7 protein-coding genes are annotated in these 4,000 nt (G+C 55.5%); 1 reads left to right on the top strand and 6 read right to left on the bottom strand.

Going from position 1 to position 4,000, the window contains the following annotated elements; genetic code table 11:
* Positions 1–79: 79 nt before the first annotated feature.
* Positions 80–346, top strand: a complete 267-nt coding sequence (locus tag MYY08_RS15140) for a helix-turn-helix domain-containing protein (protein ID WP_038630163.1) — start codon at positions 80–82, stop codon at positions 344–346.
* 75 nt (positions 347–421) lie between these two features.
* Here MYY08_RS15140 and murA read toward each other — a convergent pair whose 3' ends face one another.
* The 6 genes from murA to MYY08_RS15110 all read right to left on the bottom strand — a co-directional run.
* Positions 422–1,681 carry a UDP-N-acetylglucosamine 1-carboxyvinyltransferase gene (gene murA / locus MYY08_RS15135; RefSeq protein ID WP_084969946.1) on the bottom strand — a complete coding sequence of 420 codons (1,260 nt, stop codon included), beginning with the start codon at positions 1,679–1,681 and terminating at the stop codon, positions 422–424.
* Between the two features lie 68 nt (positions 1,682–1,749).
* Complete coding sequence (gene ibaG / locus MYY08_RS15130; RefSeq protein WP_038628779.1) at positions 1,750–2,004, bottom strand: BolA family iron metabolism protein IbaG; 255 nt, start codon at positions 2,002–2,004, stop codon at positions 1,750–1,752.
* 117 nt (positions 2,005–2,121) lie between these two features.
* Positions 2,122–2,427 carry a lipid asymmetry maintenance protein MlaB gene (gene mlaB / locus MYY08_RS15125; protein ID WP_288014786.1) on the bottom strand — a complete coding sequence of 102 codons (306 nt, stop codon included), beginning with the start codon at positions 2,425–2,427 and terminating at the stop codon, positions 2,122–2,124.
* Positions 2,420–3,058, bottom strand: a complete 639-nt coding sequence (gene mlaC / locus MYY08_RS15120; protein ID WP_084969947.1) for a phospholipid-binding protein MlaC — start codon at positions 3,056–3,058, stop codon at positions 2,420–2,422. Before mlaC ends, mlaB begins: the two co-directional genes overlap by 8 nt.
* Positions 3,059–3,070: 12 nt before the next feature.
* Positions 3,071–3,610 (bottom strand): outer membrane lipid asymmetry maintenance protein MlaD, encoded by a 540-nt coding sequence (gene mlaD, locus MYY08_RS15115; RefSeq protein ID WP_288014783.1) that lies wholly within the window; start codon positions 3,608–3,610, stop codon positions 3,071–3,073.
* Between the two features lie 4 nt (positions 3,611–3,614).
* A partial coding sequence (locus tag MYY08_RS15110; RefSeq protein WP_288014781.1) for an ABC transporter permease occupies positions 3,615–4,000 on the bottom strand: 386 nt, incomplete at its 5' end.

Genomic DNA, 4,000 nt, shown 5'->3' with positions numbered 1-4,000 from the left:
AACTTAAATTTTCTTAAAAAATCCGGTTGTTTCCATCAGGTGAAATAAGCATAGGGAGAAATGCGCTATGAAAAAGAATGTGAACCGTACAAAAAAGGACTGGCACACTGCCGATATCATCGCCGCCCTGCATAAAAAGGGAACCTCTCTGGCGGCCGTGTCGCGTAAAGCGGGACTAAGTTCATCAACGCTGGCTAATGCGCTTAATCGTCCCTGGCCGAAAGGCGAATGGCTGATTGCTGAAGCGCTTGCCGTTCATCCTGCAGAAATCTGGCCCAGCCGCTATTACGACCCCAAAACGAATAAGCTGCTGGATCGCAAGAATCTTATCCGCTCTCGTCCCTGACGCCAGTCCTAAAAAAAACAGCCCCCGCAAAGCGGAGGCTGTTGTTCAGCATGATTCCCGAAAGAATACGCGATTCTATTCGCCTTTGACGCGCTCGATGCTGGCGCCCATTGCGATAAGCTTATCTTCGATATGCTCATAGCCGCGATCGATATGGTAGATACGATCCACGATCGTAGTGCCTTCGGCAATGCAGCCCGCCAGCACCAGACTGGCCGAGGCGCGTAAATCGGTCGCCATGACCTGCGCGCCGGACAGTTTTTCAACGCCGTGACAGATCGCCGTATTGCTTTCAATTTCCGCATGCGCGCCCATACGGATCAGTTCCGGGATATGCATAAAACGGTTTTCGAAGATCGTCTCGGTAATGACGCCGGTGCCTTCCGCCACCAGGTTCAGCAGCGTAAACTGCGCCTGCATATCGGTAGGGAAACCAGGATGCGGCGCCGTGCGCACATTCACCGCCTTCGGACGTTTGCCGTGCATATCCAGGCTGATCCAGTCTTCGCCCGTCTCGATATCCGCGCCCGCGTCGCGCAGCTTCGCCAGTACCACATCCAGCGTATCGGGCTGCGTCTTATGACACACCACTTTGCCGCCAGAGATAGCCGCAGCCACCAGGAAGGTGCCCGTTTCGATACGATCCGGCAGCACGCGATAAACGCCGCCGCCCAGGCGCTCCACGCCTTCGATAGTAATGCGATCGCCGCCCGCGCCGGTGATTTTAGCGCCCAGGGTGTTCAGGAAGTTGGCGGTATCGACAATTTCAGGCTCGCGCGCGGCGTTTTCAATCACGGTGGTGCCGGTCGCCAACGTCGCGGCGGACATAATGGTCACCGTCGCGCCGACGCTCACCTTATCCATTACGATATGCGCGCCCTTCAGACGCCCATTAACCGACGCCTTAACGTAGCCCTCTTCCAGCTTGATTTCGGCGCCCAGCTGCTCAAGACCGGTAATATGCAGATCGACAGGGCGCGCGCCGATGGCGCAGCCGCCCGGCAGAGAAACCTGCCCCTGGCCGAAGCGCGCCACCAACGGCCCCAGCGCCCAAATGGACGCGCGCATGGTTTTCACCAGTTCATAAGGGGCGCAGTAAACATCGACCTTGCTGGCGTCCAGATGCACCGACCCATTGCGCTCCGCTTTGACACCCAGCTGACTCAGCAGCTTCATGGTGGTATCGATGTCCTTAAGTTTTGGGACATTCTGAATCTCTACCGGCTCTTCAGCCAGCAGAGCGGCGAACAGGATCGGCAGCGCGGCATTTTTGGCGCCGGATATGGTTACTTCACCACTCAGCCGGGTCGGACCCTGTACACGAAATTTATCCATTGCAACTGCTCTCTGTTGTCAATACTCAAAAGGCTGTTGAATCGCGGGCCGTGTGCCGCGTCAACAGCTTAGAAACCGTTTAGCTTACGATCCCGCGCCCACTCTTCAGGTGTGTAGGTTTTGATCGAAACAGCATGGATACGGTTATCGGCAATATATTCCATCAGCGGCGCATATACCGTCTGTTGCTTTTTCACACGGCTCAGCTCGGCAAAAATTTCGCCTACGGCAATAACCTGAAAGTGACTGCCGTCGCCGCTTACGTGGACCTCAGTTAAAGGCAGTGCGTTCATCAGCACTGTCTGAATTTCGCTATTTTCCATGATTTTTCTGGATTCGGTTGATGATAAACAGGCTGTTATATTAGTTGAAAGCGCATTTATCTTAAACAAGCAAAAAGCCCCTGACGATGCAGGGGCTTAGACGGCAATCCCGTTTGGTCAGGCAGGATTATTAGCAGAAACAATGATCTGCTGTAAATTGTATAGCGTAATCAGGGAGTGTAATTTATCCGTGATGCCGCTAAAAACGGGGCGGGCTCCCTGCTGCTGCGCTATCTGGCGCAAATGCACCAGCAGCGCCAGTCCCGCAGAATCGACACGCTGCAGGCCAGAGACATCGATCGTCTCAATGTGCTGCATCACCTTTTCCCGTTGCTGCCACAGACCAATCAACGTCTCGCGATCGAGTTCGCCCTGCAGGAAAAGCGTTTTTGCCTCTACGTGCCAGCGCAGATCGTCAGCCATTGTTTTTCTGATCCAGCGTAATCGGCTGAGCCGCATAGTTTTTCAGCAGCTGCGTCAAACCATCAACGCCTTTGGTGCGCAGCGTGTCACTCCACTCATTTTGTTTGGTGGTAATCATGCTGATACCTTCTGCAATCATGTCATACGCCTGCCACTCGCCGGTGCGGCTGTTTTTACGCCACTGGAAATCCAGGCGCACGGGCGGACGGCCGTTAGGATCGATGATTGAGACGCGGATAGCGATAATGTTGGCATTGCCAAGCGGCTGCTCCGGGGCGATTTGGTAAGTCTGACCATGATAGAGCGCCAGCGCCTGGCCATACGCCTGCGCCAGGTAATCGCCGAACGCCTTGAAGTAGGCTTCGCGCTGCGCCGGCGTCGCTTCACGATAGTAACGGCCGAGCACCAGCGCGCCGGCATACTTGATCTGCACATAAGGCAGCAGTTCCTGACGCACGATTTCGCGCAGGTAGTTCGGATCCTGCTTGATTTTCGGCTGCTCATTTTTCAGACGGGTAAAAGTTTTTTGCGCCGCCTCGTTCATCAGCTTGTAGGGGTTGCTTTGGTCCGCCGCGTTTGCCGCCAGCGGTGCGATGACCAGCATAGCGACCATCAATAAACGTTTAAACATATCTATAGCCTCTTAAGGTTGGTCCGGGGTCGCAGGCGCCGGCGCGTCCTGCTCCTGCTGCGTATTTTGGCTGTTCTGGCCGCCGTCGCCGCTCTTATACAAGAACTGACCGATAAGGTCTTCCAGCACCAGCGCCGATTTCGTGTCCTGCAGCGTGTCGCCGTCTTTCAGGATCGCCGTTCCCATATCAGGATCGTCGAAGCCGACGTTTAGCGCGAGATACTGCTCGCCCAGCAGCCCCTGGGTGCGGATTGCCAGCGAGCTGGTGTCGGGAAGATGGTTATATTTGTCTTCAATCGCCATCGTGACGCGCGGCGACAAGGTTTTCTCGTCCAACGAGATGTCCGTGACGCGGCCGATAACCACTCCGCCGATTTTCACCGGCGAACTGGTTTTCAGGCCGCCAATATTGTCAAAGGTCGCGTAAAGCTTCCATGTCGGTTCAGTGCCCAGCGATTTCACGTCCGCTACGCGCAGACAGAGAAACAGGATGGCGACCAGCGCCAGCAGCATAAACGCGCCTACCCAGATTTCACTTTTTTTGGTTTGCATTGCCTTAGTTCCCAAACATCAGTGCCGTCAGCACAAAATCTAAACCGAGTACCGCCAGCGACGCGTGTACGACGGTGCGCGTCGTAGCCCGGCTAATCCCTTCAGAAGTCGGGATAGCGTCGTAGCCGTTAAACAGGGCGATCCAGGTCACCGTTATGGCGAATACTGCGCTTTTAATCAAACAGTTAAGTACATCGGTACGGAAATCCACCGCATTCTGCATCGCCGACCAGAAGAAACCGGGGTCGATGCCCTTCCAGCTGACGCCGACCAGCGCGCCGCCCCAGATGCCGACGGCGGTGAAAATCATCGCCAACAGCGGCATGCTGATAAAGCCCGCCCAGAAACGCGGCGAGATCACCCGACGCAGCGGATCGACCGCCATCATCT

This window comes from Mixta sp., from assembly GCF_024610815.1.
Taxonomy (GTDB): Bacteria; Pseudomonadota; Gammaproteobacteria; order Enterobacterales; family Enterobacteriaceae; genus Mixta; species Mixta calida.
This window is presented reverse-complemented; position numbering and strand designations above follow the sequence as displayed.

Bases quoted from the DNA above. Each gene is read 5' to 3' on its own strand.
- murA (WP_084969946.1), bottom strand. From the start codon at position 1,681: ATGGATAAATTTCGTGTACAGGGTCCGACCCGGCTGAGTGGTGAAGTA.
- ibaG (WP_038628779.1), bottom strand. From the start codon at position 2,004: ATGGAAAATAGCGAAATTCAGACAGTGCTGATGAACGCACTGCCTTTA.
- mlaB (WP_288014786.1), bottom strand. From the start codon at position 2,427: ATGGCTGACGATCTGCGCTGGCACGTAGAGGCAAAAACGCTTTTCCTG.
- mlaC (WP_084969947.1), bottom strand. From the start codon at position 3,058: ATGTTTAAACGTTTATTGATGGTCGCTATGCTGGTCATCGCACCGCTG.
- mlaD (WP_288014783.1), bottom strand. From the start codon at position 3,610: ATGCAAACCAAAAAAAGTGAAATCTGGGTAGGCGCGTTTATGCTGCTG.